Annotated in this window: 22 protein-coding genes and 1 pseudogene; 14 read left to right on the top strand and 9 right to left on the bottom strand. The window is 65.8% G+C overall.

Annotation, left to right across the window (positions count from 1 at the left end):
- Positions 1-295: TRAP transporter substrate-binding protein DctP (dctP, locus tag BRAS3809_RS18285; RefSeq protein ID WP_035656719.1), on the bottom strand; the 295-nt coding region annotated here is incomplete at its 3' end.
- Positions 296-356: 61 nt separating this feature from the next.
- The gene (locus BRAS3809_RS18280; protein WP_008963568.1) at positions 357-1,043 is read right to left on the bottom strand and encodes a GntR family transcriptional regulator; all 687 of its coding nucleotides are present in this window, start codon (positions 1,041-1,043) and stop codon (positions 357-359) included.
- A gap of 458 nt (positions 1,044-1,501) precedes the next feature.
- Here BRAS3809_RS18280 and BRAS3809_RS18275 point away from each other — a divergent pair, with 458 nt between their 5' ends.
- Positions 1,502-3,589, top strand: coding sequence for a molybdopterin oxidoreductase family protein (locus BRAS3809_RS18275; protein WP_008963567.1), 2,088 nt, complete (start codon positions 1,502-1,504; stop codon positions 3,587-3,589).
- 192 nt (positions 3,590-3,781) lie between these two features.
- On the opposite strand, the gene BRAS3809_RS18270 is transcribed toward BRAS3809_RS18275, so the two are convergent.
- Entirely contained in the window at positions 3,782-4,030 is a 249-nt protein-coding gene (locus BRAS3809_RS18270; protein ID WP_035656717.1) for a hypothetical protein, read from the bottom strand.
- A 43-nt stretch (positions 4,031-4,073) separates the two neighbouring features.
- Between BRAS3809_RS18270 and BRAS3809_RS18265 the strand changes: the two genes are divergently transcribed.
- From BRAS3809_RS18265 to BRAS3809_RS18250, 4 genes are all read left to right on the top strand, one after another.
- On the top strand, positions 4,074-4,352 hold the full coding sequence (locus tag BRAS3809_RS18265; RefSeq protein WP_240535704.1) for a hypothetical protein: 279 nt from the start codon (positions 4,074-4,076) through the stop codon (positions 4,350-4,352).
- A 99-nt stretch (positions 4,353-4,451) separates the two neighbouring features.
- On the top strand, positions 4,452-7,877 hold the full coding sequence (locus BRAS3809_RS18260; RefSeq protein WP_008963565.1) for an acyl-[ACP]--phospholipid O-acyltransferase: 3,426 nt from the start codon (positions 4,452-4,454) through the stop codon (positions 7,875-7,877).
- On the top strand, positions 7,877-8,614 hold the full coding sequence (locus BRAS3809_RS18255) for an alpha/beta hydrolase (RefSeq protein WP_008963564.1): 738 nt from the start codon (positions 7,877-7,879) through the stop codon (positions 8,612-8,614). Before BRAS3809_RS18260 ends, BRAS3809_RS18255 begins: the two co-directional genes overlap by 1 nt.
- A 72-nt stretch (positions 8,615-8,686) precedes the next feature.
- Positions 8,687-9,466: an enoyl-CoA hydratase/isomerase family protein gene (locus tag BRAS3809_RS18250; RefSeq protein ID WP_008963563.1), complete on the top strand. Its 780-nt coding sequence runs from the start codon at positions 8,687-8,689 to the stop codon at positions 9,464-9,466.
- Between the two features lie 672 nt (positions 9,467-10,138).
- Here BRAS3809_RS18250 and BRAS3809_RS18245 read toward each other — a convergent pair.
- Positions 10,139-11,134 carry a DUF418 domain-containing protein gene (locus BRAS3809_RS18245; RefSeq protein ID WP_240535703.1) on the bottom strand — a complete coding sequence of 332 codons (996 nt, stop codon included), beginning with the start codon at positions 11,132-11,134 and terminating at the stop codon, positions 10,139-10,141.
- Between the two features lie 349 nt (positions 11,135-11,483).
- Here BRAS3809_RS18245 and BRAS3809_RS18240 point away from each other — a divergent pair, with 349 nt between their 5' ends.
- Complete coding sequence (locus tag BRAS3809_RS18240) at positions 11,484-12,347, top strand: GNAT family N-acetyltransferase (protein WP_008963561.1); 864 nt, start codon at positions 11,484-11,486, stop codon at positions 12,345-12,347.
- Position 12,348: 1 nt separating this feature from the next.
- Here the strand turns inward: BRAS3809_RS18240 and BRAS3809_RS18235 are convergent, their stop codons facing one another.
- Together BRAS3809_RS18235 and BRAS3809_RS18230 are read right to left on the bottom strand one after the other, a co-directional pair.
- Entirely contained in the window at positions 12,349-12,711 is a 363-nt protein-coding gene (locus BRAS3809_RS18235) for a VOC family protein (protein WP_008963560.1), read from the bottom strand.
- Between the two features lie 87 nt (positions 12,712-12,798).
- Positions 12,799-13,803 carry an SDR family oxidoreductase gene (locus tag BRAS3809_RS18230; protein ID WP_008963559.1) on the bottom strand — a complete coding sequence of 335 codons (1,005 nt, stop codon included), beginning with the start codon at positions 13,801-13,803 and terminating at the stop codon, positions 12,799-12,801.
- Between the two features lie 378 nt (positions 13,804-14,181).
- Between BRAS3809_RS18230 and BRAS3809_RS18225 the strand changes: the two are divergent.
- Both BRAS3809_RS18225 and BRAS3809_RS18220 read left to right on the top strand, forming a co-directional pair.
- A pseudogene (locus BRAS3809_RS18225) lies at positions 14,182-14,472 on the top strand (type II toxin-antitoxin system RelE/ParE family toxin).
- The gene (locus tag BRAS3809_RS18220; protein ID WP_008963558.1) at positions 14,469-14,789 is read left to right on the top strand and encodes an addiction module antidote protein; all 321 of its coding nucleotides are present in this window, start codon (positions 14,469-14,471) and stop codon (positions 14,787-14,789) included. The pseudogene BRAS3809_RS18225 and the gene BRAS3809_RS18220 overlap by 4 nt, the downstream one beginning before the upstream one ends.
- 60 nt (positions 14,790-14,849) lie before the next feature.
- Here the strand turns inward: BRAS3809_RS18220 and BRAS3809_RS18215 are convergent, their stop codons facing one another.
- The 3 genes from BRAS3809_RS18215 to BRAS3809_RS18205 form a co-directional block, all read right to left on the bottom strand.
- A complete protein-coding gene (locus tag BRAS3809_RS18215) occupies positions 14,850-15,278 on the bottom strand; it encodes a GlcG/HbpS family heme-binding protein (protein WP_008963557.1) in 429 nt (142 codons plus the stop codon).
- Positions 15,279-15,402: 124 nt separating this feature from the next.
- On the bottom strand, positions 15,403-18,357 hold the full coding sequence (locus tag BRAS3809_RS18210; protein ID WP_008963556.1) for an FAD-binding and (Fe-S)-binding domain-containing protein: 2,955 nt from the start codon (positions 18,355-18,357) through the stop codon (positions 15,403-15,405).
- 118 nt (positions 18,358-18,475) lie between these two features.
- Positions 18,476-19,234 carry a GntR family transcriptional regulator gene (locus BRAS3809_RS18205; protein ID WP_008963555.1) on the bottom strand — a complete coding sequence of 253 codons (759 nt, stop codon included), beginning with the start codon at positions 19,232-19,234 and terminating at the stop codon, positions 18,476-18,478.
- A 127-nt stretch (positions 19,235-19,361) separates the two neighbouring features.
- Here BRAS3809_RS18205 and BRAS3809_RS18200 point away from each other — a divergent pair, with 127 nt between their 5' ends.
- From BRAS3809_RS18200 to BRAS3809_RS18175, 6 genes are all read left to right on the top strand, one after another.
- Positions 19,362-20,567 carry a pyridoxal-phosphate-dependent aminotransferase family protein gene (locus BRAS3809_RS18200; RefSeq protein ID WP_008963554.1) on the top strand — a complete coding sequence of 402 codons (1,206 nt, stop codon included), beginning with the start codon at positions 19,362-19,364 and terminating at the stop codon, positions 20,565-20,567.
- Between the two features lie 208 nt (positions 20,568-20,775).
- Complete coding sequence (locus BRAS3809_RS18195; RefSeq protein ID WP_035656714.1) at positions 20,776-21,969, top strand: pyridoxal-phosphate-dependent aminotransferase family protein; 1,194 nt, start codon at positions 20,776-20,778, stop codon at positions 21,967-21,969.
- The gene (locus BRAS3809_RS18190) at positions 21,969-22,766 is read left to right on the top strand and encodes an enoyl-CoA hydratase/isomerase family protein (protein WP_008963552.1); all 798 of its coding nucleotides are present in this window, start codon (positions 21,969-21,971) and stop codon (positions 22,764-22,766) included. Before BRAS3809_RS18195 ends, BRAS3809_RS18190 begins: the two co-directional genes overlap by 1 nt.
- Positions 22,767-22,895: 129 nt before the next feature.
- Positions 22,896-23,882 carry a Bug family tripartite tricarboxylate transporter substrate binding protein gene (locus BRAS3809_RS18185; protein WP_008963551.1) on the top strand — a complete coding sequence of 329 codons (987 nt, stop codon included), beginning with the start codon at positions 22,896-22,898 and terminating at the stop codon, positions 23,880-23,882.
- A 32-nt stretch (positions 23,883-23,914) separates the two neighbouring features.
- Entirely contained in the window at positions 23,915-24,457 is a 543-nt protein-coding gene (locus tag BRAS3809_RS18180; protein WP_008963550.1) for a tripartite tricarboxylate transporter TctB family protein, read from the top strand.
- A gap of 133 nt (positions 24,458-24,590) precedes the next feature.
- Positions 24,591-26,111, top strand: a complete 1,521-nt coding sequence (locus BRAS3809_RS18175; RefSeq protein WP_008963549.1) for a tripartite tricarboxylate transporter permease — start codon at positions 24,591-24,593, stop codon at positions 26,109-26,111.
- The last annotated feature ends 132 nt before the right edge of the window (positions 26,112-26,243 follow it).

Below are 26,243 nucleotides of genomic sequence, written 5' to 3'. Positions count from 1 at the left end.
GTGCACCCGCGCTGACGCGCAGCATCTGAATCGCGCCGATTTGCGTCTGTTCGATGGTCTCCTTTTCGCCACCCAGTTGCGCGGAAGGGTACATCTGGATCGACAGCCGGCCGTTCGTGGCTGCTGCGAGTTTTTTGCCGAGGCTTTCGGTCGCTGCAACCGTCGGATAGCCGGGCGGTTGCACGTCCGATGCCTTGAAGACGGCCTTCGTCTGTGCGAGCGCAGCCGAAAACGGTGGAAGCGCGGCTGCGCCGGTCATTGCTGCAGTCAGCTTGATGAAATCGCGTCGCTTCATGGCGTCCCTCCTACGGACTTCGCCCGATATTCAGACCGCAGTGAATGCCACGGCCGCGGTGCTAGGTTGGTTGATCGAAATACTCGGGGTTGAGCATCTGGATTTCGGAAATGTCGTCCAGCAACCGTTCGAGATGACTGGCCATCGCAGCGCGGGCGCCGTCCAGATTCCGCTGTTCGATCGCCGCCAGGATCGGCTCATGCTCGCCGATCACTTCCGACATTCGTCCGATCTGCGGCAAAGTCAGGCGTCGGTAGCGGTCGACGTGAACCTTCACTTGCAGGATCAGTTTCCATATCCCAGGATATCCCGCCACATCGGCGATACCCGCATGAAACATCTCATCTGCTTGGTGAAAGGCTTCCCGATCCTTTGCAGCGCACGCTTCGCGCTGGCGTTCGAGGATCGCGTGCAAGTTGAGAATTTGGCTGGACGTCGCGTTTTCGGCGGCCATCCGCGAGGTCGTCTCTTCGAGAGACTTGCGGATGATGATGGCCTCGGGAAGCGCGGCCACCGGAATGCGCGATACAAAGATGCCGGACTGAGGAAAGATTTCCACCAAGCCTTCATCCGAAAGTTTCAGGATCGCCTCGCGCACAGGCGTCCGGCTCACGCCATAGGCGGTCGCAATCTGTGCTTCCGAAATGGGTTCTCCCGGCCGACGCACGAGGGAAACCAGTTCGGCGCGCAAATCTGTGTAGATTCGCGATGCCGCAGTCGCTCCACGCGGCCGACCATTGCGGCGCATGCGAGCGACCACCGGACGTGGCGTGGGAGCCAATTTCCTTGGGGCGTGGCTGGGCATCTAGGTTTCCTCAACTGATATACTAGTATATGAATTGTGTTTGGCAACAAGAAATACCGGTTAGCCGAAGCTTTGATGTGGTGCGCTGCGAAGCGGGTGCCGCAAACGCGGCGTTTTTGGGCGCCGAGAAGCGCAGTCCAGCAGGGCGATGCTCGCTGCTCCCGACACGCGTCGCTCTCGCCGACGGAGAGCCGGGGTAACGCCAGCCACGAGCGGGATGCCTCGATGTCTCGCGACGCGATGGTCAGTCAAACATCCGACGGTCGCTCTGAGGCGCGGTTGTTTGCCATCTGGGTTGCCCGGTATGGTTCCCCGGGACTCGGAGCGTATGGCGACCTGCTTTGTGCAAATGCCTCGCGAAGGCTCTCGGCTGAGGCGTCGTTTGATGCTAAAAATGTCGCATGAACCAGCAGCCCCGCGTCGATATTCGCCACTCCACGTGCCCGCACGATTGTCCATCCGCCTGCGCGCTCGACGTCGAAGTGATCGATCGCAACACGATCGGACGCGTTCGCGGCTCGAAGCGTCAGACCTATACGGCCGGGGTGGTCTGCGCCAAGGTCGCCCGATATGCCGAGCGCATTCACCATCCCGAACGACTGACCTTCCCGATGCGTCGCGTGGGGCCGAAAGGGTCTGGACAGTTCGCGCGCATATCCTGGGACGAGGCTCTTGACGAGATCGCGGAGCGCTTCCTTCTGACCGAGCGGGAGTTCGGGTCCCAGGCTGTTTGGCCCTATTACTATGCGGGCACGATGGGACTGGTGATGCGCGACGGCCTCAACCGCCTGACCCACGTGAAGAGGTACTCGCGCTTCTATTCGACCATTTGCGCCAACGTCGCGCGTGTCGGATTTGCGGTCGGTACGGGAAAGATCGCGGGGGTTGATCCGCGCGAGATGGCGCTCTCCGATCTGGTGGTGATCTGGGGCACGAACCCGGTGAACACGCAGGTCAATGTCATGACCCATGCCGCGCGTGCGCGAAAGGAGCGCGGCGCCAGGATCGCCGTGGTCGACATCTACGACAATGAGACGATGAAGCAGGCCGACATCAAGATCATCCTGCGGCCCGGCACCGACGGGGCCTTCGCCTGCGGCGTGATGCACGTTCTGTTTCGTGACGGCTATGCCGATCGGGCCTATATGGCCAAATACACCGACTGTCCCGACGAGCTCGAACTCCACCTGCGCACGCGGACGCCCGGATGGGCGTCTCAGATCTCGGGCGTCCCGGTTGGCGAGATCGAAGCATTTGCGAAGCTGGTCGGCGAGACCAAGCGCAGCTTCTTCCGCCTCGGCTATGGGTTCACCCGCAGCCGGAACGGCGCGACGCAGATGCACGCTGCGTCGTGCATCCCGGCGGTGACCGGCGCCTGGCAGTACGAAGGAGGCGGGGCCTTCTTCAACAACTATGCGCTTTGGCACTTCGACGAATCGATCATCGAAGGTCACGACGCCATCGATCATTCCACCCGTTTCCTCGATCAGTCCCAGATCGGTCGCATCCTCACGGGACATCAGGAGGCCTTGTGCGGCGGGCCGCCGGTCAAGGCGATGCTGATTCAGAACACCAATCCGATGACGGTGGCGCCCGAGCAGGATCTCGTCCGCCAGGGCTTTGCGCGCGAGGACCTGTTCGTTGCGGTCCATGAGCAGTTCATGACCGAGACCGCGCAGATGGCCGACATCGTGCTGCCGGCGACCATGTTCATGGAGCACGACGATCTCTATTACGGCGGCGGCCACCAGCATATCTCCGTCGGAGCGAAGCTGATCGATCCCCCGGGCGAATGCCGCTCCAACCACGAGGTCCTGCAAGGCCTGGCGCGCCGCCTCGGCGCCGTTCACCCGGGCTTCGAGATGACGCCGCGTGAGCTGATCGATGCGACGCTCAAGAAGAGCGGCCACGGCGACATCGCCGCGCTCGAGGCCGATGTCTGGCGCGATCTGCAGCCCGATTTTCGCACCTCGCATTATCTCGACGGCTTCGGGCACAAGGACGGCAAGTTCCATTTCAAGGCCGATTGGGTGCATCCGCCGTTCGGGCGGGTGATGGGGCAGCCCGAGCGCATGCCGTCATTGCCGGATCACTGGGCGGTCACGGAAGAGACCGACCAGCAGCATCCGTTCCGCCTCGCCACCAGCCCGGCGCGCTCCTTCCTCAACACCTCCTTCAACGAAACGCCGTCGTCCCAGGCGCGCGAGGGGGCGCCGACGGTGATGATCCATCCGCTCGATGCCGCGCCGCTCGGGATCGCCGAGGGCGACTCCGTCACCCTCGGAAATTCGCGCGGACAGACGTCGCTGACGGCCCGCCTGTTCGATGGTGTTCGGCGCGGCGTGCTGATCGCCGAATCGATCCATCCCAATGCGGCCCATATCGGGGGGCGGGGCATCAACGCGCTGACGGCCGCCGATACCGTCGCGCCGATCGGCGGCGCTGCGTTCCACGACAACAAGGTCTGGCTGCGCAAGGCCGGCACGTAGCGTCTCTCGGACGCGGCTTCGGATAAATCTTCCATCTTTCAATCGGTTATAGAGTGGTCGGAGCGCTGGCGCCGACCGCTCGCAAGCTTGTGTTCACCATCTCGCGCCACCGCACAGAAAAATCTTGAGCATTGCTCATATTTGGGCTAGATATTTTGAGCGTTGCTCAAATATCCAATCCACGGAGTGATCTCAATGCCAGCTCTCAGTCTTCGCGGGTCTCGCCCTTTCATTGTCGATCTCGAACGTCTGCTGGCCGGCCTGGGCCGGGCGGCGTCCCGCCTCGCAGGAGCACGCGTCGAGCGCATCGCCAACGCCTGCGACGTCGCGGGCCTGTTGGCGGCCCGGCGCGTGCGCGAGCGGGCCGGGGAGGGACTTTTCCGTGCCGCCGGTCGCGACGGACGCCGGCCGCGCCGTCGCGGTCCATTCGGCTGCTTTCACTACCTGAGCCACCTGAGCTGACCCCGATACAAATCCCCGGCCCATGCGCAACGAAGTGCTCACCATGTCCTCACGTCTCATCTCCGCGGTGCAACTGCCGTCGCTCCGGATAAGCGTTTTGCACATGACCTTCGCGCTACTTTTTGCGCTGGTCGGCGGCGGCATCGTTGCGCTGCCGCTCGACTGGCCGCTGCGCGGGGGAATCGGAGCAGGGCTCGTAGCGCTGGTGTGGTCGTCGTTCACACTGGCCGACACGATGAGCCTGCTCTCGCGACATCCTGCGCGCGGGCAACGACGGCATCCAGTTGGTCTCCGCGCGTAGGCATGGACGCGCGGAGGAGCAGATTTCAATTTTTCAGTACGAGACTTCGACATTCTCGCGATCCCCTGCGGTCGAGCCGCAGCACACCAGGAAACGACCATGATCAAGCAGTTGATGTCGTCGCGCCGTTTTGCCCCGCTGTTCTGGGCCCAATTCACCTCGGCGTTGAACGACAACGTTCTGAAGAATGCGCTCGTCATCATGCTGCTCTATGGCGGCATCGTCGACCACGGCGCGACGCTCGTCACCGTCGCTCTTGCCGTCTTCATTTTTCCCTTCTTCATCCTGTCCGGACTGGGCGGTGAGCTCGCCGACCGCTACACCAAGGGAGTCGTGGCGCGGAAGCTGAAATTCGCCGAGATCTTCGCGGCCAGCTTCGCCGCCCTGGGCTTCGTGCTGCATTCGGTCCCGCTCCTGTTCGTCGCGCTCGGTCTGTTCGGCGTCATTGCGGCGCTGTTCGGCCCGGTCAAATACGCGATGCTGCCGGACCAGTTGACAGTGGGCGAGCTCGCGACCGGCAATGCGCTGGTCGAGGGGGCGACCTTCATGGCGATCCTGATCGGCACCATCGCCGGTGGCCAGCTCGTCTCGGGCGCGTCGCACATGGGCTGGGTCGCCTGCGCCGTCGTCGGCCTCGCGGTGATCTCCTGGCTGGCAGCTTGGCGCATCCCGCACACGATGCCGTCTGCACCGGATCTGCCGATCACGCGCAATCCCTGGACCTCGACCTTCCATCTGCTGAAGCTGCTGCATGCGACGCCGCGGCTGTGGGACGGCTCCGTGATCGTGTCGTGGTTCTGGCTGGTCGGTGCGGTCGTGATGTCGCTGCTGCCGGCCCTGATCAAGGACGTGGTCGGCGGGACCGAGGGGGTCGTCACCCTGTGCCTTGCCGTCTTCGCGGTCGGCATTGCGGCCGGCTCGCTGTTCGCCGCGCATCTGAGCCATGTCCGCCCGAACCTCGCGCTGGTCCCGATGGGGGCGATCGTGATGGGTGTGCTCGGCCTCGATCTGGCCTGGGCGATCGGAGCGACCGAGACCGCCAAGAATGTCACCCCGCTCGCCTTCATCGGCTCGTGGGCGGGCGTCCGCATGCTGATCGACTTTGCGCTGTTCGCCTTCGGCGGCGGCCTGTTCGTGGTCCCCGCTTTTGCGGCCGTGCAGGCCTGGTCGGAGCCCGCCGAGCGCGCGCGGATCATTGCCGCAGGCAACGTGCTGCAGGCCGCTTTCATGGTGGGCGGAACGACGATCGTGGCGATCCTGCAGGCGTTGAATGTGTCGATCGCCTGGATCATGTTCGGCCTCGCCGCGGCGTGCTTCGGCTCTGTCTGGTTGGTGCTCAGGAAGTGGGGCCGGGAAGGCGTGCGCGACTTCGGCGCAATGTTGTTCCGCGCCCTGTTCCGCACCGAGGTGCGAGGCCTGGAGAACCTGCCGCCGGCCGGCACCCGCATGCTGATCGCGCCGAACCATGTCAGCCTCGTCGACGGTCCGCTGCTGCATGCCGTGCTGCCGATCGATGCGACCTTCGCCGTCGACACCGGCATCTCCAAGGCATGGTGGGCGAAGATCTTCCTCAAGCTCGTCCGCCACATCACGATCGATCCGACCAAGCCGCTCGGCGCGCGCGACCTGATCAAGCTGGTCGCGAGCCAGGAGCCGGTGGTGATCTTCCCGGAGGGCCGCATCACCGTCTCCGGCTCGCTGATGAAGGTCTATGACGGCACCGCGATGATCGCCGACAAGGCCGATGCCGTCGTCGTGCCCGTGCGCATCGAGGGCGCCCAGCGATCGCATCTCAGCTATCTCAAGGACGGCCAGATCAAGCGCTCGTGGTTTCCGAAGGTGACGGTGACGATCCTGCCGCCGGTGAAGCTCACGATCGATGCGGCGCTCAAGGGCAAGACCCGGCGCAACGCGGCCGGCGCGGCGCTGCAGGACGTGATGATCGAGGCCATGGTCAAGAACGCGATGCTCGACCGCACGCTGTTCGAGGCGCTGGCGCATGCTTATCGCGACCACGACACCGGCAAGGTGATGATCGAGGATCCGCTCGGCGCCCGGCTGACCTATCGGAAGATGCTGCTGGGCTCCCAGGTGCTGAGCCGCAAGCTCGAGCATGGCACCATGGTCGGCGAGAATATCGGGGTGATGCTGCCGAACTCGGCCGGCGTCGCGGTGGTGTTCATGGCCTTGCAGTCGATCGGCCGCGTGCCGGCGATGCTGAACTTCTCGGCCGGTCCGGTGAACGTGCTGGCGGCGATGAAGGCGGCGCAGGTCACCACCGTGCTGACCTCGCGGGCCTTCATCGAGAAGGGCAAGCTCGACAAGCTGATCGCCGCGATCGAAGGCCAGGCGCGGCTCGTCTATCTCGAGGACGTCAAGGCCGCCGTCAGTGCCGTCGACAAGATCAAGGGCATCCTCGATGGCACCAAGCCGCGCGTGTCCCGCAATGCCGATCACCCAGCCGTGATCCTGTTCACCTCGGGCTCGGAAGGCACGCCGAAGGGGGTGGTGCTGTCCCATCGCAACATCCTGGCCAATGCCGCCCAGGCGCTGGCGCGGGTCGATGCCAACGCTAACGATCTCGTGTTCAACGTCCTGCCGGTTTTCCACTCCTTCGGCCTCACCGGTGGCATGATGATGCCCATGTTGGCGGGTATTCCGATCTACATGTATCCGTCGCCGCTGCATTACCGGATCGTGCCGGAATTGATCTATCAGACCGGCGCCACCATTCTGTTCGGCACCGACACGTTCCTGACCGGCTATGCCCGTTCCGCCCATGCCTATGATTTCCGCACCCTGCGGCTGGTCATCGCCGGCGCCGAGCCGGTCAAGGACCGCACGCGGCAGGTCTATATGGAGCGCTATGGCATCCGCGTGCTCGAGGGCTATGGCGTCACGGAGACAGCGCCGGTGCTGGCGATGAACACGCCGATGGCCAATCGCGTCGGCACCGTCGGCCGCCTGTCTCCGCTCATGGAGTACCGGCTCGACAAGGTGCCGGGCATCGACGAAGGCGGCCGGCTCTCGGTCCGCGGCCCCAACGTCATGCTCGGCTATGTCCGCGCCGAGAATCCCGGCGTGCTCGAAGCGCTGCCGGAGGGCTGGCACGACACCGGCGACATCGTCACCATCGATGCGCAGGGCTTCATCACGATCAAGGGCCGCGCCAAGCGCTTCGCCAAGATCGCCGGCGAGATGGTCTCGCTGACGGTGGTCGAGCAGATCGCCGCGAGCTTGTGGCCGCAGGCGGCCTCCGTTGCGGTGTCGATCCCCGACCAGCGCAAGGGCGAGCGGATCGTGCTGATCACGACACAGAAGGATGCCGAGCGCGCGGCGATGCAGCGCCAGGCCAAGGCGCAAGGCGCGCCCGAGCTTGCGGTGCCCGCCGTCGTCATGGTGGTCGACAAGATCCCGCTGCTCGGCTCGGGCAAGACCGACTATGTCGGCGCCAAGGCGCTGGCCGAGGAGAGTGCGAAAGCAGCCGCTCCGGAGCGCGACACGGAGGAGCGGGAAGTCGCGTGATGGCATCGCTGCGCCGAGGTCGCCACCAGTCCGGCCCCCGCAACGCGGGGGTCGTCCTGCTGCATGGCATCGCCGGCCGCTCATTGATGCTGCGTCCGCTGGAAAAGCGGCTGCAGCGGGCGGGTTTCGCCACGCTCAATCTGGACTATGAGAGTCGCAAGAAGCCGCTGGAGCAGCTTGCCGAGGACATCCATCCGGCCATCGCCGATTTTGCCGCCAGCGTCGACGGCCCGGTCCACTTCGTGACCCATTCGATGGGCGGGCTGCTGGCGCGGGTCACGATTGCCCGTCATCGTCCCCGGCAGCTCGGCCGCGTCGTGATGCTGGGCACGCCCAATGGCGGCAGCGAGATCGCCGACCGGCTTCAGAATGTTGGGCTGTACCGCACCTATTTCGGGCCCGCCGGCCTGCAGCTGGTGACGACGAAGCATGTCACCCTGGCGTCGTTGCCGCCGGCCGATTACGAGATCGGCGTGATTGCCGGCAGCCGTTTCCTCGACCCGATCGCCGGACTGTTCCTTCTTCCGTGGCCGAACGACGGCCGCGTCTCGGTGGAGAGCTGCAAGCTCGCCGAGATGACGGACCACACCGTGATCAAGGCCTCGCATATGGGCCTGCTGGTGCATCCGGCCTCGTTCCGGCAGACGATCGCGTTCCTGCGTGACGGCCAGTTCGGGCCGGCCCGTCCGCTGCTGCGCGGCGTCATCGCCGAGATCGGCCGTCGCGCGGCCTCCTGACGCAAGTTTTCCTTGCCGTCCGCGGCTATCCCGCGACAATCCCGCATCCGACATCCAGCGACAGGCGAAGCGATGACCGACGACAGCGTGATTCTCGACAAGCGCGGGCAGGCGCTCTGGATCACCATCAACCGGCCGGAGAAGCGCAACGCGCTCAACGGCGACGTCATCGCCGGAATCTCGCGCGGCTACCGCCAGGCCCATGACGATCCGGAGGTGCGCGTCATCGTGCTGACGGGGGCAGGGGACAAGGCGTTCTGCGCCGGCGCCGACCTGCAGAACTCGGGCGCCGCGTTCGCGATGGATTTCGCGCGGCCCAATGTCGACTACGCCGATCTGCTCAGGCTGTCGCAGAACGCCACCAAGCCGGCGATCGCGCGCGTCGGTGGTGTCTGCATGGCGGGCGGCATGGGCCTGCTGTGCATGACCGATATGGCGGTCGCGGCCGACCACGTCGTCTTCGGCCTGCCGGAGGTGAAGGTCGGCGTGTTCCCGATGCAGGTCTTGAGCCTGCTGCAGAACCTCGCGCCGCCACGTCTCGTCAACGAATGGGCGCTGACGGGCGAGCCGTTCGACGCCAAGGCCGCGCTGGCCGCCGGTCTGCTCAACCACGTCGTTCCCGCCGCCGAGCTCGATGCCAAGGTCGACTGGCTGATCGGCCGCCTCGTCGACAAATCGCCGACCGCGATCCGCCGCGGCAAATATGCGATGCGCGCGATCGCCTCGATGTCGTTCGACGAGTCGATCGCCTATCTCGAGAGCCAGATCGCGCTGCTGGCGATGACCGAGGATGCCAAGGAAGGCCTGAAGGCGTTCGCAGAAAAGCGTAAGCCGGTCTGGCCGGGGAAGTAGCCTGGTCCCTCTCATTCCCCAGTCATTCCGGGGCGCGCGTAGCGCGAGCCCGGAATCCATACGCCCGATCGTGGTTATGGATTCCGGGCCCGCGCCTTTCAGGCGCGTCCCGGAATGACGCTGGTGGCGGTGTCCGAGCGTTCCCGGCAGCGTCAATATCGTGAAGCGAGCAAACCCATGCATCCGCGATCTCGCGGCGCTCAGCGCCCGAGTTTTGTCCTGATATCAGCCCCCTCAAGCAAGAGGGCGCAGGGAAGGCCGGGAGCTCGCCGCCCCCATGGCCCGCCTGCAGGAAGAAAAGCAGGCGGCAGTCACCACAGGTTTGGCCGCAACTTCCGGCCTTCCCTGCGCGACGGGCTTACGGCTTATACGTGATCTCCCTGGTGCGCCGGGCTTTCTGGCCACCATCCCCACGCGAAGCAGAGCCTCGTCGCGAGTTGACATCAGCGTCGGGATGTCAGGACCACACGATTTCGCCGTCCGCCGCGTCACCAGTCGTCTTGCGCAAACGCGCCTGATGCCGCGACGGCCATCGCATCACCGGCCCAACGCTCGTGACGATCGCGAGGCGTCCCTCTCGTAGGCCGTGACGCCGGGAAATGTGCCGCTGATTTGCCCGACGATGCAACGCCCGTCGGGGTGCGACATAGTAACCCGACGGGCAGGGTCGCATCAGGAAGGCAGCTGAAGCCGCAGCGGCTGCAGCTTGTTGTACATCAGGCTGCGCCACAGCCATTCGATCGGCCCGAACTGGAAGATCTTCAGCCAGCACCAGCTGGCGATCGCCTGGATCGCATAGACGACCATGCCGATGCCAAGAGCGAGCGAGACGCTGAGCCGGCCGAACAGGCCGAGGCCGTAGCCGTAGAACACGATGCTGAAGATGACGGACTGCATGAGATAGTTGGTGAAGGTCATCCGGCCGACGGGAGCCGCCCAGCCGAGCAGGCGGACGCCCCATGTAGTGCTTGCAGCCGAAAGGATCAGCGCGCCATAGGCAAGCGCCAGGCTCACAGTCGCAAGCGATGAGCCGGCATCGATCGTGACCGCGAGTGCGGCCAGGGCCGTCAGCAGCAGCACGATGCGGTGATCCGGCGTATCGCGCAGCACGCCGGAACGCCAGATGACGATGCCGGCGAGGAAAAGTCCGAGGGTCCGCGGAAAGATCCAGAGATGCAGCGGCGCGATGGCACTGATCTCGGACAGTCGGAACACCAGGGTCTGCGAGAAATTGCCGTCCGCGTAGATATGCGCAGCATCCGCGACATGTTGCATCATCCAGGCGGAGCTCGGCAGCGGCAGCATGTGGATCAGCCAGCCGGTGAAGTATAAGCCGAGCAGGGCGAGGCCGCTCGCGAGCACCAGCCAGCCTGGCGCAAACAGGAACGGCAGCGCGATCAGTCCGGCGATCGCATATTCGGTCAGGATGTCGCCATTCCACAGCAGCGTCAGGTGCAGAATGCCGATCGCGAGCAGGACGAGCAGCCGCCGGATCAGCAGGGTAACACGTCGCTCCGGAGCGATCCGGTCGAACTGCATGGCCAGACCGACGCCGAACAGCAGCGAGAACAGGGCAAACGCCTTCATCGAGACGGCGCGCGCGAGACCATCCTCGATGGCGCGATTGAAGTGCGAGTCCCCGATGATCGTCCACAACAGATCGGCCATCTCTTGCGACCATGATCCTGCGAAGAAGATTGTCCCTGCCTCGTGCGTGGTCGTTGCCGGCAGAAATTGCCGGAAGAGCGAGACCCGGAATTCAAACACGACGTTGATGGCCATCACCCCGAACAGAGCGAGGCCGCGCAGGATGTCGAGGCTGACAAGACGGTCGGTGGTTGCGACAGAGGAAAGCGGACTCCGCGCGGTGTCTCTGCTAAGAGGGGCAGTCAATTCGACCTCGGTGGTACGACGTTCATCGGCGCGGCAATGCCGAGAGTGAAGGAGCAGTGGATGTGGCCTCAGTCAAGCCTTCGTTGCCGATGCGCGGCTGTATTCAAGGCATGAGGATGAGGACATGACCTCGCCCCATGCCGTCGACGGCCTGCTCATCCGGCCGATGCGCGCGGACGAAATCCCGCTGGCTCTCGACTGGGCGGCGTCCGAGGGCTGGAATCCCGGCCTGTCCGATGCGGCCTGCTTTTCCGTGGTCGATCCGCAGGGCTTCCTCGTTGCCGAACGTGACGGTGTGCCGGTCGCGACCGTGTCCTGCGTCAACTACGACGACCGCTTCGCGTTTCTCGGCTTCTACATCGTGCGTCCTGATCTGCGTGGGCAGGGCTATGGCCTGCGGCTGTGGCAGGCGGCGATGGCGCATGCGGGATCGCGCGTGGTCGGGCTCGATGGTGTCGTCGCGCAGCAGGACAATTATCGCAAGTCCGGCTTCAGCTACGCCTATGCCAATGTCCGCTACGGCGGGAAGGTGGCGACGCGGCCGGCTGCCGCGCAGTCGGACGTCGTTGCGCTGGGCGACGTGCCGCTGGCCGACATCGAGGCCTCCGATGCGGCTGTGTTTCCGGCGAGGCGGCGCGCCTTCCTGCAGGCCTGGATCGAAGCGCCCGGCCATGTCGGCTGCGCTGTCATCCGCGGGGGTCTGCTGACCGCCTGGGGCGTGATCCGGCCGTGCCGCACGGGGTACAAAATCGGGCCGCTGGTCGCGCACAGCCGGGCCGATGCCGAGGTCGTGGTTTCGGCGCTGCTGAGCGGGATCGGCGCCACCGAGGTGTTCGTCGACGTACCCGCGATCAATCCGGAGGCGGTGGCGCTGGCGGAGAGTCTCGGGCTGCGGCCGGTGTTCGAGACCGCGCGCATGTACACCGGGCCGATTGCGCCGTTGCGGATCGAGCGGGTGTTCGGCGTCACCACCTTCGAGCTCGGCTAGCTCACTTGCCGAGCGGCCGCGCGAAGCTCAATTCGTGACCGTCGGGATCGGTGAGATGGAAGTAGCGCTCGCCCCATTCGGCGTCGCGCGGCGCCGTCGAGGGCGCGAAGCCGGCAGCCAGCGCCTTGGCGTAGACGGCGTCGACATCCGAGACATGGAAGATGATGCGGCCCCACCAGCTCCACTGCTTGTCCTCCGGCATGGTGATGAGGTTGAGAAAGCCGGCGCCGACGCGGAAGGTCGTGAACGGCGACTCCGCGCCGCCATAGGGGATATCGTCGAAGCCGAGCGCACGATAGAACGCGACCGCGCGGGCCATGTCGTGGGTGGCGATGGTGATCGCGCTGATGCTCTCGATGGTCATGCAGGTGCTCCGGACCGGAATGCGAGCCGCGGTCCAGAGAAGCGCATCTCGCCGGCGTGACGCAAGGGCCGCGTCGCCGCGCCGGGCCTAACGCCGCCGCCGCCGCTGCACCGTCGCTCCCAAGGCGAAGAAGATCGCGGCGCCGATCGCCACGGTCGCGGCGCGAGCCACATCGCCTGGGACGAGCATCGCCTGATGGCCCGCACCCTGGCTGAACGAACCGCGGGTGCGGTGCAGGCGCGTCACGGGTTGGTCGAGATTGTCGCTGCGATCGGGCACCAGTGGCACATCCGTCTGTTGGCCGGCGATCGCCTTGGCGGCGAGATAGCGGTCGAGCAGCGCCGGCGCGACGGCGTTGCCGAGGATGGTGAGCAAGGTCGGCCAGCCGATCCAATATTCGCGGAAGCCGCCATCGGCGACGCGGTAGACCGCGTCGGCGATCACCTCCGGCTCGACCGGCCGGCCCATCGGGCGCGGCGTGTGCGCGAGGTGCGCGCGTGCCCAGTCGAATTGCGGCGTGTTCACGGCCGGCAGATCCACCATGCACAGCGTGATCCGCGAGCGCTCATGCAACAGCTCGGCGCGCAGCGAGTCGGTGAAGCCGCGGATCGCGTGCTTGGCGCCGCAATAGGCCGCCTGCAAGGGAATGCCGCGATAGGCGAGCGCGGAGCCGATCTGGATGATCCGGCCTTCGCCGCGCCGGCGCATCGAGCGCAGCGCCGCCATCGTGCCGTGGACGAAGCCGAGATAGGTGACCTCGGTGACCCGGCGGAATTCATCAGGCGTGATGTCGGCGACGGTCGAGAACACCGTCTCCATCGCGTCGTTGATCCAGATGTCGACCGGGCCCAGCCGCTGCTCGAGTCGTTCGGCCGCCTCGAACAGAGCCTGCGCATCGGCGACGTCGACCGCCTCATATTCGGTATGGGCCGAGCGGCCCTGCAGCTCGCGCGCGACGTCGCGCAGCGCGTCCTCATCGCGAGCGATCAGGCCGATCCGGTCGCCGGCCTCGGCAAAGCGCTTGGCGATGGCGCGACCAACGCCGGCCGAGGCGCCGGTGATGATGATGGTGCGGGCTCGTGTACGAGGCATGTGCGTTTCTCCCGACGCCCCCTCGTACAAACGTGTTGCGGCCGGCAATGTTTCGAGCCGGACCTCACCTCTCGATGAACCCTTGGTAAGCTGCCGCGCCAGTTCCGCCAGCGCCTGCTGCATGTCCTGGCCGCGCATGGCGGCGCCATGACCCGTGATCACGGTCTCCGGCGACAGCGCGTCGATCGCTTTGACGGAGGCGCGCGCGGGCGCCCGGTCCTCGGATGAAGTCCATCGGCGATCCGTGCATCTCAATCTGGGTCGTGCGGACTCCCTTGGATCAGATCGCCAGGGAAGCCGCAGGGGATCGAAAGGTTGCTAAGCGGGTACGCTTCGGTCGGATTGACCATTTGTAGCCCATAGGCTACATGTGGGGACATGGTCGAGGTGCGTCAGACGGAAGTATTTTCGGACTGGCTGCGCCGTCTCAGGGACGCAAGACGCGGCCGCTCGCATCATCGGCCGTATCCGTCGCTTGGAAATGGGAAACCCTGGCGACAGCAAGAGCGTCGGCCAGGGGGTCTTCGAGATGCGGATCGACCTTGGGCCCGGCTATCGAGTGTACTACGTGCATCGGGAATCCAGATCGTGATCCTGCTCTGTGGCGGTGACAAGCGCCGGCAGCAACAGGACATCAAACGGGCTCATGAATTGGCGGAGACAGTATGACGACCAAGACCACGCTGTTTGATGCGGCCGATTACTTGGACACGCCGGAACGGCAGGTCGCCTACATCACCGCCGCGCTCAAGTCCGGTGATGCTGATTTTGTGCGGGACGCGCTTGGTCTCGTCGCCCGTGCGCGCGGGATGGCTGACATCGCCAAGAAGGCTGGCCTCAACCGAGAGAGCCTCTACAAGGCGCTCGGTGAGACCGGCAATCCCGAATTTGGCACCGTGATGCGCATCGTCAATGCCTTGGGCCTGACGCTATCGGCACGCCAAGCGCCGAGCGGCCCCGCGCCGAAACGGCGCCGCACGGCATAGTCCGGAACAAGGGCGTCCGTCTCGGTGATCACCGGCGCCGGTAACAAGATCAAAACGGGCTCAGCCCGCATTCGCCTTGAGGCCGGCGGCCTCGATGCCGGCGATGGCGCAGATCTCGTCATTGTCGGAGGTGTCGCCGGAGACGCCGACCGCGCCGAGCAATGTGGCGCCGTCCATGATCAGCACGCCGCCGGGCACCGGCACCATGCGGCCCTGCGCCAGCGTGTTGACGGCGTCGATGAAATAGGCCTGCTCCTGGGCGCGCTGGAACAGCGCCCGCGAGCCGAGGCCGAGCGCCAGCGCGCCATAGGCCTTGCCATGCGCGACCTCGGCCCGCATCAGGCTGGTGCCGTCCTGCGCCGCGGCCGCCTTCAGGCAGCCGCGGGCGTCGAGCACCATCACGGCGAGCGGCTTGAGCTTCTTCTCGACTCCCTTGGCGAGCGTGGCATCGAGGATCTTGCGGGCGGTGTCGAGCGAGAGGTCGGCCATGTCGGTGAGTTCCTGTGTCATGAGGTCAAGCGAGCTGCGTAGGGTGGGCAAAGCGTAGCGTGCCCACCATCGTGCGAAGCGGAAAGTCTGCGGTGGGCACGCTTCGCTTTGCCCACCCTACGAACTACGCTGATGCGCGCCCTCGCTCCAGGCTCATCGCCAGGAGCTGCGCGGCGTGGACGGCGCCGCGGGCGGCACCGTCGTGGATCTGGTGGCGGCAGGAGGTGCCGTCGGCGACGATGAAGGTCGCGGCGTCCGCCTTGCGCACGGCCGGCAGCAAGGAGGCCTCCGCCATCTGCAGCGAAACCTCGTAGGTCTCGGCGCCGTAGCCGAACGCGCCGGCCATGCCGCAGCACGAGGACTCGATGGTCTCGACGGCGAGCTCCGGGATGAGCCGCAGCACCTGCTCGACCGGCTTGAACGCGGCGAAGGATTTCTGGTGGCAATGGCCGTGCAGCAGGGCCTTGCCGGGTAGCGGGCCGAGCGGCAGCGCGAGCCGTCCGTTCTCGGCCTCGCGCGCCAGGAATTCTTCCAGCAGGAGCGCATGGGCGCTGATCGTCCTGGCGGTGGCGTCGTTGCGCAGCGACAGCAGCTCGTCGCGCAGCGTCAGCAGGCAGCTCGGTTCGAGGCCGATGATCGGCACGCCGCGGGACGCAAACGGTGCATAGGTCTCGACCAGGCGCTGCAGCTCGGACCGGGCCTCGTCGACGAGGCCCGCGGACAGAAAGGTCCGGCCGCAGCACAGCGCGCGGCCGCCACTGGCGGGTTTGGGGACATGCACGCGATAGCCGCCGGCGATCAGCACGCGCAGCGCGGCGTCGAGGTTCTCGCGCTCATAGATCCGGTTGAAGGTGTCGCCGAACAGCACGACCTCGCGGCCGTTCTCGGGGCCGAAGGCCTCGGCCTCGGTGCGGAAGGTGTCGCTGCGGAATGCCGGCAGCTGGCGCTTGGCGCTGATGCCGGCGACGCGCTCCATCAGCGCGCGCAAGGGCGCGACATGATTGCGCAGGTTCACCAGCGGGGAGAGGCGGGCGGCGAGATCGGCGTAGCGCGGCAGATAGGCGACGAGGCGGTCGCGCAAGGTGAGGCCATGCGTCGTGGCGCGGGCGGCCAGCACCTCGATCTTCATCTTGGCCATGTCGACGCCGGTCGGGCATTCCCGGCGGCAGGCCTTGCAGGAGACGCACAGCTTCAGCGTCTCCATCATCTCGTCGGACGACAGCGCGCCCGGACCGAGCTGGCCGGAGATCGCGAGCCGCAGGGTGTTGGCCCGGCCGCGCGTGACATCCTTCTCGTCGCGCGTGGCGCGATAGGACGGGCACATCACGCCGCCGTCGAGCTTGCGGCAGGCGCCGTTGTTGTTGCACATCTCGACCGCGCCCTGGAAGCCGCGGGCAGACCCGGGATAGGCCGACCAGTCGAGCACGGTCTTGATGTCGTCGACGCGATAGTCCGGCGGGTAGCGGAACAGCGTGCGGTCGTCCATGGCCGGCGGATCGACGATGCGGCCGGGGTTGAGCACGTTGGCGGGGTCGAAGCGCTGCTTGACCTCCTTGAAGTCGGCGACGATCCGCTCGCCGAACATCTGCGCGTGGAATTCCGAGCGCACGATGCCGTCGCCGTGCTCGCCGGAATGCGAGCCCTTGTACTCGCGCACCATCGCAAAGGCTTCCTCGGCGATGGCGCGCATCGCCTTGACGTCCTTCTCCAGCTTCAGGTTCAGCACCGGGCGGACGTGCAGGCAGCCTTCGGAGGCATGCGCATACATCGTGCCGCGGGTGCCGTGCTTCGCAAAGACGTCGTTGAGACGCGCGGTGTAGTCGGCGAGATGCGGCAGCGGCACGGCGCAGTCCTCGACGAACGACACCGGCTTGCCGGCCTCCTTCATCGACATCATCACGTTGAGCCCGGCGGCGCGGAAATCGGCGACGGCCGTCTGCAGCGCAGGCTCGGTGATCTCGACGACACCGCCCCATGTGCGGGGCTCGTTGCTCCAGGAGAAGCCGAGATCGCCCATCAGCTCGCCAAGCTGCTTCAGCTTGGCGAGGTTCTCGTCCTTGGTGTCCTCGGCGAACTCGACGACGAGAATCGCCTCGGGATCGCCGCGCACGGCGGCCGCGATCACCGGCTGGAACATCGCGATGTCGCGACCGAGCCCGATCATGGTGCGATCGACCAGCTCGACCGCGATCGGCTTCAGCTTGACCAGGTGCTGGGCCGCGTCCATCGCCTGATAGAAGCTGCCGAAATGGCAGACGCCGAGCACCTTGGTGCGGATCAAGGGCCACAGCTTCAGCTCGATCCTTGTGGAGAAGGCGAGCGTTCCCTCGGAGCCGACCAGCAGATGTGCGAGGTTGTTGGCGGCGTTGCGCGGCGTCAGCGCATCGAGATTGTAGCCGCCGACGCGGCGCTGCACCTTGGGAAACTTGTCGGCGATTTCAGCGGCCTCGCGCTCGCCGAGCGCCAGCATGTCGTGGAAGAGGGCGCGGGCCTTATCCGGTGCGTTGACCTCGCGGAGGTCGCGGGGCACCTCGCCGAAACGGGCCAGCGTGCCGTCGGCGAGCGCGGCGTCGATGGCGATGGTGTTGTCGCGCATCGTGCCGTAGCGCAGCGAGCGTCCGCCGCAGGAATTGTTGCCGGCCATGCCGCCGATCGTGGCGCGCGAGGCGGTGGAGACGTCGACCGGAAACCACAGCCCGTGCGGCTTCAGCTGGCGGTTCAGGTCGTCGAGCACGATGCCCGGCTCGACCACGCAGGTCCGGCCCTCGACGTCGAGCGAGATGATCCGGTTCAGGTGCTTGGAGACGTCGACGACGATGCCTTCGTTGACGGTCTGGCCGCATTGCGAGGTGCCGCCGCCGCGCGGCGTGACGATGCGGCCGTCATCGCGGGCGATGGCGAGCGCCCGCAGTGCCTCGTCCATGGTACGTGGCACGACCACGCCGGCCGGGATGACCTGGTAGAACGAGGCGTCGGTGGCGTAGCGGCCGCGGTTGAAGCGGTCGAAGAACACGTCGCCCGTGATTTCGGCGCGGAGCTTCTGTTCCAGCCTGGACGGGCCGGCCTTGGTGTTGGGCATGATGATCCCTGGGGTCGGCCTCGGTCGTGTCGCAGTTCCACGGGCGAAGGTCCGGTGTCAATCATTCTGGCACAACGTCCGTCAGATTGCATGCAATTTGAGGCGGCCGAACTCGACCTTAGTCTAGCTTGGCAGGCTTTGCGCCGGCATGGGTCGCGGTGCCCTCGGCGAAGTAGGCGATCGCGGCGGCGCCCTTGTTACGCAGGTGCTGGAACAGGATGTCCGACAGTTCGCTGCCGGCGCGGCGGCGCAGTGCGTCGAGGATCAGCTCATGCTCGCGCATGGCCTCGCTCCAGCGCTCGCGCCGGCGGGCGAAATTGGCGGAAAAGCGGACCCGGCGAATCCGTCCCGCAAGGCTTTCATAGGTTGCTTGAAGCGTGGCGTTGGCGGCGGCATCGACGATCGAACGGTGGATGAGCTGGTTCATGCGGAAATAGCCCTGCATGTCCTGCCGCATGTAGAATCCATACATATCGTGATGAAGTTGTTCGATTTTCTCGATTGCTTCATCCGAAATCTTCTCGCAGGCGAGGCGACCGGCGAGCCCCTCGAGGCCCCCCATCAGGTCGAACAGCTCCTGAATGTCGGCCGCGCTCAAGGGCCGGACGCGGGCGCCGCGGTTGGGCAGCAGCTCGACCAGACCCTCAGCGGCCAACACCTTCAGGGCCTCGCGCAACGGCGTGCGCGACACCCCGAGCATCTCGCACAATTGCCGCTCGGACAGCCGGCCGCCATCGGCGACATGGCCCTCGACGATGTAGTCGCGCAGCCGGGCCAGGATCTCGTCGTGCAACGACGTCTCGTCGCGCGCGGCGGAGGTGCGTGCGTCTGGATCGGGCGCGGAAGCCGTCGCGGTATCGAGAATCGTGGAACTCATGGTCGAGAGTGTAACGGCTGATACAGATATCGTCGATCTCATATATGAATGCGAATTGTTTATTGCGCTCGCAAATTTTGCATGCAATCATTGGTGCTCTAATGCCGCTGCCGCCCGGAGCCATGCCGTGACCCGTCGTCAAGGTCGTCATTTCCTGCACATTCCGGGCCCGAGCCCCGTGCCCGAGCGCGTGCTGCGGGCGATGGACATGCCGGTGATCGATCACCGCAGCGCCGAGTTCGCCGAGCTCGGCAAGGCCGTGCTCTCGGGTTCGCAGAAGATCTTCAAGACCACGGGCCCCGTCATCATCTATCCGTCCTCCGGCACGGGCGCCTGGGAGGCTGCGATCGTCAACACGCTGTCGCCGGGCGACAGCGTGCTGATGGTCGAGACCGGCCACTTCGCGACCCTGTGGCGCCAGATGGCGGCGCGCTGGGGCATCGAGGTCGAGTTCATTCCGGGCGATTGGCGCCGCGGCGTCGATCCCGCTGTGATCGAGGAGAAGCTGACGGCCGACACCGCGCTTCGGCTCAAGGCGGTCATGGTCGTGCACAACGAGACCTCGACCGGCGCGACCAGCCGGATCGGCGAGGTGCGCGCCGCGATGGACCGCGCGGGGCATCCGGCGCTGCTCATGGTCGACACCATCTCCGGCCTCGCCTCGGCCGACTTCCGCTTCGACGAGTGGAAGGTGGATGTCGCCGTGTCGTGCTCGCAGAAGGGCTTCATGCTGCCGCCGGGCCTCGGCTTCAATGCCATCTCGGACAAGGCGCGCGCGGTCGCCCAGGCCAACAAGATGCCGCGCTCGTTCTGGGACTGGGAGGACATGCTGAAGCTGAACGCGAACGGCTTCTTCCCCTACACGCCGGCGACGAACCTGCTTTACGGCCTGCGCGAGGCGATTGCGATGCTGCTCGAGGAGGGACTCGACCGGGTGTTCGCGCGTCACCAGAAGCTCGCGGCGGCGACCCGCGCGGCGGTCGCGCATTGGGGGCTGGAGGTGCTGTGCCAGGAGCCCAGGGACTACTCGCCGGTGCTGACCGCCGTGCTGATGCCGCCGGGCCATGATGCGGACGGGTTCCGCCAGGTCGTGCTCGACAATTTCAACATGTCGCTTGGATCGGGGCTGTCGAAGGTCGCCGGCAAGGTGTTCCGCATCGGCCATCTCGGCGAGTGCAACGAGCTGACCCTGATGGCGGCGCTGAGCGGTGTCGAGATGGGGCTTCGCGTCGCCGGCGTGCCGCATCGCGGCGGCGGGGTCGATGCGGCGATGGCACTGCTGGAGCAGCCCGTGCCGGGCAATGCGCCGCGGCATCTCGCAGTTGTGAATTGAGGCGAAATCGCGTGTGGTCGCCTGCCGGATCGGACCGTGCCGCACTGCACAGCAGAAGGGGAGTCGTGTGCATCTGAGGGATGTCAGCCCGGAGCGATCGAGGCTTGCGTCTTCTTTGTTGACGCCAGCGGTCTGGCGGGAGAAAAGCGCGACGAGCGCGTGGGATGCCACGTCCGCGCACCAACCAAATGACCGGGGATGGACGCCAATGACTGTGCACACAGGACGGCATTTTCTTCAGATTCCGGGGCCGACCAACGTGCCCGACCGCGTGCTGCGCGCGATGGACATGCCGACGCTGGACCATCGCGGTCCGGAGTTCGCCGAGCTCGGCTTCGCGGTGCTGGCTGCCAGCCAGCGGATCTTCCGCACCAAGCAACCGGTGGTCATCTATCCGTCGTCCGGCACCGGAGCGTGGGAAGCCGCGATCGTCAACACGCTCGCGCCCGGCGACAAGGTGCTGATGGCCGAGACCGGCCAGTTCGCCGTGTTGTGGAAGGCGATCGCCGACAAGTTCAAGCTCGACGTCGACTTCATCGCCGGTGACTGGCGCCACGGCGCCGACATCGCCGCGATCGAGCAGCGGCTCGTCGCGGACAAGGCGCACAAGATCAAGGCCGTCTGCGTCGTGCACAACGAGACCTCGACCGGCTGTCTGACGCCGCCGCTGGAGGTGCGCAAGGCGCTCGATCGCGCCGGCCATCCGGCGCTCTTGATGGTCGACACCATCTCCGGTCTCGGCTCGATGGAGTATGAGCACGACGCCTGGGGCATCGATGTCTCCGTCGCCGGCTCGCAGAAGGGCCTGATGCTGCCGCCGGGCCTCGGCTTGAACGCCGTCTCGGAGAAGGCGCTTGCGGTCGCCAAGGCCAATCCGGGCATGCGCTCGTACTGGGACTGGCAGGAGGTCATCAGCTTCAACAAGCTCGGCACCTTCCCCTACACGCCGGCCTGCAATCTGCTGATGGGCCTCAACGAGGCGCTGAAGATGCTGGAGGAGGAAGGCCACGAGAACGTGTTCGCCCGTCACCGCCGCCACAGCCTCGCGACACGCGCGGCCGTCAAGGCCTGGGGCCTGGACACGCAGTGCCAGGACCCGCAGGCGCATTCGCCGGCGCTGACCGGCGTCGTGATGCCCGAGGGGCATGACGCCGATGCGTTCCGCAAGACCGTGCTCGAGAATTTCGACATGTCGCTCGGCACCGGCCTGAACAAGATCAAGGGCAAGGTGTTCCGCATCGGCCATATCGGTCACTTCAATGACCTGATGCTGATGGGGACGCTGTCCGGCGTCGAGATGGGCCTCGCGCTCGCCAATGTCCCGCATCGCGCCGGCGGCGTGCTCGCGGCGATGGATGTCCTCAAGGCGCGCGAGGCTGCGCCGATTCCGAAGGTGGCCTGATGAGCGCTCCTGCGACCGGATCCGACGATCTCCTCTATGCCGTCGACGACGGCATCGCCAAGATCACCTTCAACCGGCCGCAGGCGCGCAACGCGATGACCTTCGCGATGTACGACCAGATGGCCTCGATCTGCGAGGCCATCAACGCCGACCGGTCGATCAAGGCATTGATCCTGACCGGCGCCGGCGACAAGGCCTTCGCCTCCGGCACCGACATTTCGCAGTTCCGCGCCTTCAAGACCGCGCAGGACGCGCTCGACTACGAGGCGCGGATCGACCGCGTGCTCGGCACCCTCGAGCTGTGCCGCGTGCCGGTCATCGCGGCGATCGCGGGCGCCTGCACCGGCGGCGGCGCCGGTATCGCCGCCTGCTGCGACATCCGCATCGGCACCGAGAGCACGCGCATGGGCTTCCCGATCGCGCGCACGCTCGGCAACTGCCTGTCGATGTCGAACATCTCCCGCGTGGTGTCGCTGATCGGGCCGGCGCGCACCAAGGACCTGATCTTCAAGGCCCGCCTGGTCGAGGCGCCGGAGGCGCTCGCGCTCGGCCTGCTCAACGAGATCGTGCCCGACGTCGAGACGCTGCAGACGCGCGCCCTGGAGACCGCGAAGCTGGTCGCCTCGCATGCGCCGATCACGCTCGAAGTCACCAAGGAGGCGGTGCGCCGCATCCGCCGCACGCTGTCGCGCGACGAGGGCGAGGACCTGATCCTGCGCGCCTATATGAGCGAGGATTTCCGCGAAGGCATGGACGCGTTCCTCAACAAGCGGACACCGAACTGGAAGGGCAAGTAGTCCGATGCTGATGCGACCTTATGCCGAGGACATGAGGCCGCATCTCGCTTGTGTTCTTGAAGTGACCACAATAAGCCGGCAGTATCCTGGTAGGGTACAAGCTGGCGCTTCGAACGGGGATGAAAACACGTGCGTAACCTGATCAAGATCGCGGCCACCACGGTGGCCCTTGTCGCAACCGCGCCGGCCTTCGCCGGATGGGAGCCGACCAAGCCAGTCGAGATTGTTGTGGCCGCCGGCGCTGGCGGTGCCTCCGATCAGATGGCGCGGATGATGCAGGCCGCGATCCAGAAGAACAATCTGCTGAAGCAGCCGGTCGTGGTGTCGCTGAAGGGCGGCGCATCCGGCGCCGAGGCGCTGATGTACATGAAGTCCAGCGATGGCGATCCGAACAAGATCCTGATCGCCTATTCGCTGATCTACATGCTGCCGCTGTCGGCCAAGCTGCCGTTCGACTGGCGCGAGCTGTCGCCGGTCGCGGTGATCGCGCTCGATCAGTTCGTGCTGTGGGACAACGTCAACGGCCCGAAGACGGTGAAGGAATTCATCGACGCCGCCAAGGCGTCGAGCTCGCCGTTCAAGATGGGCGGCACCGGATCGAAGCGCGAGGACCATGTCCTCACGGTGTTCGTCGAGAAGAAGACCGGCGCGAAGTTCTCCTATCTGCCCTACAAATCGGGCGGCGAGGCCGCGACGCAGCTCGTCGGCGGCCATACCGAATCCAACGTCAACAACCCCTCGGAAAACCTCGAAGTGTGGCGCGCCGGTCAGGTGCGGCCGCTCTGCGTGTTCGACAAGGAGCGCATCTCCTACACCACCAAGGTCACGGAGACGCAGTCCTGGAACGACATCCCGACCTGCAAGGAGCAGGGGCTCGACGTGCAGTATCTGATGCTGCGCGGCATGTTCCTGCCGGGCAAGGTCACGCAGGAACAGCAGGACTTCTACGTCGACCTGTTCAGCAAGCTGGTGCAGACGCCGGAATACAAGGACTACATGGAGAAGCAGGCGCTCAAGCCGATCTTCCTCACCGGCAAGGACATGCTGCAGTTCCTCGAAGAGGACGGCTCGCTCAACAAGCAGCTGATGACGGAAGCCGGCTTCGTCGCCAAGTAGGGCCGGCGAGGCGAGGGGAGTAGGGAAGATCGATGTCCAACGCTGAGCTCGAGATCGCCGTCGACGATCCGACCGCGCCGGAGGAGAATTCTCCCTCCGTCACCTCCAACCGGACCGTCGACGTCGCGGTGTCCCTGCTGCTCCTCGCGCTGGCCGTCGTGCTGGCCTGGGACAATTGGCGGACCGGCGCGTCCTGGGACTCGACCGGTCCCGAACCCGGCTACTTCCCGTTCTACCTCTCGGTGATCCTCGGCGGCGCCAGCCTCTACGGCATCGGCGCCGCCTTCCTCTCCCGCAAGGAGGCGGTCGAAACCTTCGTGACGCGGGCGCAGCTGCGCCGCGTCATGGCGGTGTTCGTGCCGACGCTGCTGTTCTGCATCGCCATGCAGTTCCTCGGCATCTACGTCGCGAGCTTCCTCTTGATAGCCGGCTTCATGCGCATCGTCGGCAAGATCGCGATCTGGAAATCGCTGCTCACGGCGTTCCTGTTCAGCGCCGTGATGTTCGTGACGTTCGATATCGTGTTCGACGTGCTCATGCCCAAGGGACCGCTCGAAGCGGCGTTCGGGTACTGACTAATCCTCTCACCAACCGTCATTGCGAGCGAAGCGAAGCAATCCAGAGCCGAGCCTGACGACTCCTGGATCGTGTCGTCGCTCCGCTCCTCGCGATGACGGAGCAAGTGGAACTGACTATGGAAGCCAAGTGATGGAAGCTTTGGGTCTGCTGCTGCACGGGTTCGCGGTCCTCCTGACCTGGAAGACGCTGCTGTTGATGATGGTCGGGCTGGTGCTCGGCGTCTTCGTCGGCGTGCTGCCGGGGCTGGGCGGTCCCAACGGCGTCGCCATCCTGCTGCCGCTGACCTTCTCGATGGACCCGACCTCGGCCATCGTGATGCTGTCCTGCATCTATTGGGGCGCGCTGTTCGGCGGCGCCATCACCTCGATCCTGTTCAACATCCCCGGCGAGGCCTGGTCGGTCGCGACCACCTTCGACGGCTATCCGATGGCGCAGCAGGGCAAGGCCGCGGAGGCGCTGACGGCGGCCTTCACCTCGTCCTTCATCGGCTCGCTGGTCGCGGTGCTGCTGATCACCTTCCTGGCGCCGTGGATCTCGTCTTTCGCCCTGAAGTTTGGCCCGCCGGAGTTCTTCGCGGTCTATCTGCTCACCTTTTGCTCCTTCGTCGGCTTGGGGCGCGAGGACAAGCACAAGACTGTCATCGCGATGTCGCTCGGCCTGCTGCTCGCGGGCGTGGGCATGGATACGGTCTCCGGCCAGCTGCGCATGACCTTCGGCTCGACCGACCTGCTGCGCGGCATCAACTTCCTGGTCGCCGTGATCGGCCTGTTCGGCATCAGCGAGATCCTGCTGACGATGGAGGAGCGCCTGGCGCTGCGCGGCCACGCCGCGTCGATCTCGCTGCGCACGGTGCTCGCGGTGTGGATGGACCTGCCGAAATACTGGATGACGCTCTTGCGCTCGTCGGTGATCGGCTGCTGGCTCGGCATCACCCCGGGGGGCGCGATCGCCGCCTCCTTCATGGGCTACAACCTCGCCAAGCGCTTCGCCAAGGACCAGGACAGTTTTGGCAAGGGCCGCATCGAGGGGGTGTTCGCGCCCGAGACGGCCGCGCATGCCTCGGGCACCGCGGCGCTGCTGCCGATGCTGGCGCTCGGCATTCCCGGCTCGGGCACCGCGGCCATCCTGCTCGGCGGCCTGATGGTGTGGGGCCTCAACCCCGGACCGCTCTTGTTCGTCGAGCACAAGGATTTCGTCTGGGGCCTGATCGCCTCGATGTATCTCGGCAACGTCGTCGGCCTCGTGCTGGTGCTCTCGACCGTGCCGATCTTCGCCTCGATCCTGCGCGTGCCGTTCGCCGCGGTGGCGCCGATGATCGTGGTGTCCTGCGCGATCGGCGCCTATGCGATCCAGAACGCGATGTTCGACGTCTGGCTGATGCTCGGCTTCGGCGTGGTCGGCTATGTGTTCAAGAAGATCAAGATTCCGCTGGCGCCGTTCACCCTGGCGCTGGTGCTCGGCAGCCGCGCCGAGGACGCGTTCCGGCAGTCGATGATCATCTCCGGCGGCAACATGAAGGTGTTCTGGGCCAACGGCCTGGTCGGCACTATCACGACGCTGGCGATCGTGCTGCTGTTCTGGCCGCTGATCGACCGGCTGGTGGCGAGCTTCGGCAAGGCGAGCCCGCCGGCGGCGAAGGCGGAGGCCTGAGCGCGCGCTTCCATCAATTGTCATTCCGGGGCAAGGCCGCAGGCCTTGAACCCGGAATCTCGAGATGGGCTGGCATTCGTCTTCGACAAGCTCGGGATTTCCCGGTCAATCGCCAATGCGTCGCCGCGTTGC

Origin of the sequence: Bradyrhizobium sp. STM 3809 (genome assembly GCF_000239795.1) — a bacterium.
GTDB lineage: Bacteria > Pseudomonadota > Alphaproteobacteria > Rhizobiales > Xanthobacteraceae > Bradyrhizobium.
This window is presented reverse-complemented; position numbering and strand designations above follow the sequence as displayed.

What these genes read in the sequence shown, in the direction of transcription:
- BRAS3809_RS18280 (WP_008963568.1), bottom strand. Translation starts at nt 1,043, where the DNA reads ATGCGCCGCAATGGTCGGCCGCGTGGAGCGACTGCGGCATCGCGAATC.
- BRAS3809_RS18275 (WP_008963567.1), top strand. Translation starts at nt 1,502, where the DNA reads ATGAACCAGCAGCCCCGCGTCGATATTCGCCACTCCACGTGCCCGCAC.
- BRAS3809_RS18265 (WP_240535704.1), top strand. Translation starts at nt 4,074, where the DNA reads ATGCGCAACGAAGTGCTCACCATGTCCTCACGTCTCATCTCCGCGGTG.
- BRAS3809_RS18260 (WP_008963565.1), top strand. Translation starts at nt 4,452, where the DNA reads ATGATCAAGCAGTTGATGTCGTCGCGCCGTTTTGCCCCGCTGTTCTGG.
- BRAS3809_RS18255 (WP_008963564.1), top strand. Translation starts at nt 7,877, where the DNA reads ATGGCATCGCTGCGCCGAGGTCGCCACCAGTCCGGCCCCCGCAACGCG.
- BRAS3809_RS18250 (WP_008963563.1), top strand. Translation starts at nt 8,687, where the DNA reads ATGACCGACGACAGCGTGATTCTCGACAAGCGCGGGCAGGCGCTCTGG.
- BRAS3809_RS18245 (WP_240535703.1), bottom strand. Translation starts at nt 11,134, where the DNA reads ATGGCCGATCTGTTGTGGACGATCATCGGGGACTCGCACTTCAATCGC.
- BRAS3809_RS18240 (WP_008963561.1), top strand. Translation starts at nt 11,484, where the DNA reads ATGACCTCGCCCCATGCCGTCGACGGCCTGCTCATCCGGCCGATGCGC.
- BRAS3809_RS18235 (WP_008963560.1), bottom strand. Translation starts at nt 12,711, where the DNA reads ATGACCATCGAGAGCATCAGCGCGATCACCATCGCCACCCACGACATG.
- BRAS3809_RS18230 (WP_008963559.1), bottom strand. Translation starts at nt 13,803, where the DNA reads ATGCCTCGTACACGAGCCCGCACCATCATCATCACCGGCGCCTCGGCC.
- BRAS3809_RS18220 (WP_008963558.1), top strand. Translation starts at nt 14,469, where the DNA reads ATGACGACCAAGACCACGCTGTTTGATGCGGCCGATTACTTGGACACG.
- BRAS3809_RS18215 (WP_008963557.1), bottom strand. Translation starts at nt 15,278, where the DNA reads ATGGCCGACCTCTCGCTCGACACCGCCCGCAAGATCCTCGATGCCACG.
- BRAS3809_RS18210 (WP_008963556.1), bottom strand. Translation starts at nt 18,357, where the DNA reads ATGCCCAACACCAAGGCCGGCCCGTCCAGGCTGGAACAGAAGCTCCGC.
- BRAS3809_RS18205 (WP_008963555.1), bottom strand. Translation starts at nt 19,234, where the DNA reads ATGAGTTCCACGATTCTCGATACCGCGACGGCTTCCGCGCCCGATCCA.
- BRAS3809_RS18195 (WP_035656714.1), top strand. Translation starts at nt 20,776, where the DNA reads ATGACTGTGCACACAGGACGGCATTTTCTTCAGATTCCGGGGCCGACC.
- BRAS3809_RS18190 (WP_008963552.1), top strand. Translation starts at nt 21,969, where the DNA reads ATGAGCGCTCCTGCGACCGGATCCGACGATCTCCTCTATGCCGTCGAC.
- BRAS3809_RS18180 (WP_008963550.1), top strand. Translation starts at nt 23,915, where the DNA reads ATGTCCAACGCTGAGCTCGAGATCGCCGTCGACGATCCGACCGCGCCG.
- BRAS3809_RS18175 (WP_008963549.1), top strand. Translation starts at nt 24,591, where the DNA reads ATGGAAGCTTTGGGTCTGCTGCTGCACGGGTTCGCGGTCCTCCTGACC.